General features: G+C 76.1%; 3 protein-coding genes. 2 read left to right on the forward strand and 1 reads right to left on the reverse strand.

What is annotated here, in order from left to right; all coding sequences use genetic code 11:
• On the reverse strand, positions 1-821 hold an 821-nt coding region (locus tag ATM99_RS00455; protein WP_062100997.1), incomplete at its 3' end, for a LacI family DNA-binding transcriptional regulator.
• A gap of 168 nt (positions 822-989) precedes the next feature.
• Here ATM99_RS00455 and ATM99_RS00460 point away from each other — a divergent pair.
• Together ATM99_RS00460 and ATM99_RS00465 are read left to right on the forward strand one after the other, a co-directional pair.
• Positions 990-1,700, forward strand: coding sequence for a GntR family transcriptional regulator (locus ATM99_RS00460; protein WP_062100998.1), 711 nt, complete (start codon positions 990-992; stop codon positions 1,698-1,700).
• Positions 1,697-2,475, forward strand: a 779-nt coding sequence (locus ATM99_RS00465) for a dihydrodipicolinate synthase family protein (RefSeq protein ID WP_062100999.1), incomplete at its 3' end; no start/stop codon positions are given. The genes ATM99_RS00460 and ATM99_RS00465, both read left to right, overlap by 4 nt.

Raw genomic sequence — 2,475 nt, forward strand, 5'->3', positions numbered from 1 at the left:
GCGCCGGGCACCCGACGGGCCGCCGCACCCGCCGACTCCGCCACGGGCACGCCGCGCTCGGCCAGCGCGCGCAGCACCCCGACGCCGCCGAGGTTGTTGGTCGCGACCACCGCGTCTGGGCGCGGCTCGCGGTCGAGCAGGGCGACCGCCGCGTCGTGCGCGCCGGCGACGCGGAAGTCGCTGCGCACCAGCAGGTCGTCAGGCACGGGGAACCCGGCGTCCGCGAGCGCGTCGCGCCACCCCTGCGCGCGCTCGACCGCCGTGCTCGTCGCGGCCGGGCCCGTGACGCACGCGATCCGCCGGAAGCCGCGCGCGAGCAGCCCCTGCGTCGCAGCCCGGCCGAGCGCGACGTTGTCGAACGTCACGAGGTCGACGTCGGCGGCCACCGCGCGGTCCACCGCGACCACCGCGCGGTCGCGCGCGAGCAGCGGGCCGAGCGCGGGCCGCCCGGACGCGGCCGCGATGACGACGCCGGCCATGTTCTCGTCCTGCGCGACGGCCAGGTAGCGGGCCTCCTTGGCGGGGTCGTCGTCGGTGTTGCACAGCACCACGGACACGCCGTGCGCCTGCGCGACGTCCTCGACGCCGCGGGCGACCGCGGTGAAGAACGGGTTCTCGACGTCCGGCAGCACGAGCGCGACGACGTCGCTCGACCGGCGCCGCAGCGAGCGCGCGGTGCGGTCGGGCGTGTAGCCGAGCTCGGCGGCGGCCGCCGTGACGGCGGCCAGCAGCTCGGGGCGTACGGGCTTGCCGTTGAGCGCGCGCGAGACCGTCGCGGTGGACACGCCCGCGCGGCGGGCGACGTCGACGATGCGGGGCACGGTCCTCCTCGGTCGGGGCCGCGGGCGCGCGAGGAGCGCGCCGGGCCCGCCACATCGTAGGTCCGGACTTCACCCGTCCGGGCGGGTCCCCGGGTCTTGGCCGAGCGTCCAGTAATCGATTACAGTCACCTGTTAACAGTTGACGCAACGTTCAAGGGAGAACGTCGCATGACCTGGTCCTCGCTCGAACCGGTGCCTGCCACCGCCCTCGGCGACGTCATCACCGAGCGGCTGCGCCGCATGATCATCGCCGGCGACGTCCCGGCGGGCGCCCACCTGGCCGAGCCCCGCCTCGCGGAGTCGTTCGACGTCAGCCGCGGCCCCGTGCGCGACGCGCTGCGGCGCCTCGAGTCCGAGGGGCTCGTCGTCGTGCGGCGCCGCAAGATGTTCGCCGCCGGGCTCACCACCGACGACGTCGTCGAGCTCTACGCCATCCGCGAGGCCGTCGAGACGCTCGCGCTGCGCCTCGCCCACGACCGCGCGGCCGACGCCGACTGGGGCGAGGCGCTCGACGCGCTCGCCACCATGCGCCGGGCCGCCGACGCCGCGCGCTACGCCGACTACGCGCACGCCGACCTCGCGTTCCACACGTCGTTCTACGCGCTGTCCGGCAGCCGCCGGCTGCTCGACATCTGGCGCCAGTACGAGCCGACGTTCGCCGTCCTGCTGGAGATCACCAACGCCGAGGACGTCGACCTGGGCCCGTCGCTCGCGTCGCACGTCGCGATCCTCGAGACCGCCCGGGCCGGGCGCGTCGACGAGGCCGTGGTCGAGCTGCAGGGCCACCTGCTCGGCGCGCGCACCCGCATGGTGCACGCGCTGAGCCGCCTCGACACCGGTCGCGCCGCGACCCCACCGGACGGAGAGATCCCGGCATGAGCACCCGCCCCCACCTGCTGCCCGCCCTCGCGACCGCGTTCGCGCACGACGGCACGCTCGACGTCGCGTCCTGCCGCCGGCTGTTCGCGCACGTCGCCGACCTCGACGTCGAGGCGCACTTCGTCGCCGGCACCACCGGCGAGTTCGTCGCGCTGTCCGACGACGAGCGGATCGCGGTCCTCGAGGCCGCGGTCGAGGAGATCGGGGCGGCGCACGTGTTCGCACACGTCGGCGCCGCGTCCACGCACCAGGCCGTGACGCTCGCGCACCGCGCGCGCGACGTCGGCGCCACGCGGTTCGCGGCCGTCACGCCCTACTACACCGACGTGCCGGGCGACGCGCTGCTCGACTACTACGTGCGCCTGCGCGACGTGCTCGACGGCGACGACGAGCTGTTCGCGTACGTGTTCCCCGCGCGCACCGGCGTCGACGTCGACCCCGAGCGGCTCGCCGACGTCGTCGTCGCCGCGGGGCTCGACGGCGTCAAGGTGTCGATCCCCGGCACCCGCTACGTGACCGATCTCGTCGCCGCCCTGCCCGCCGACGTGCCCGTCTACTCGGGCAACGACGCACTGCTGCCCGAGGTGCTCGACGCGGGCGGCGCGGGCGTCGTCTCGGGCGTCATGCAGGTCGGGCCCGTGCCGTTCCTGCGGCAGGCCCAGGCGCTGCGCGCGGGTGACCGCGCCGCCGCCCTCGCGGCGCGCGCCGACGTCGACCCGCTCGTCGCCGCCGTCGGGCCCAGCCTGCGCGCCACCAAGCAGCGGCTCGTCGACGC

The organism is Cellulomonas sp. B6, assembly GCF_001462455.1.
In the GTDB taxonomy this organism is placed as follows: Bacteria; Actinomycetota; Actinomycetes; order Actinomycetales; family Cellulomonadaceae; genus Cellulomonas.

Excerpts from the sequence above, each read along its gene's own strand:
- ATM99_RS00460 (WP_062100998.1), top strand. The coding sequence starts at position 990 with ATGACCTGGTCCTCGCTCGAACCGGTGCCTGCCACCGCCCTCGGCGAC.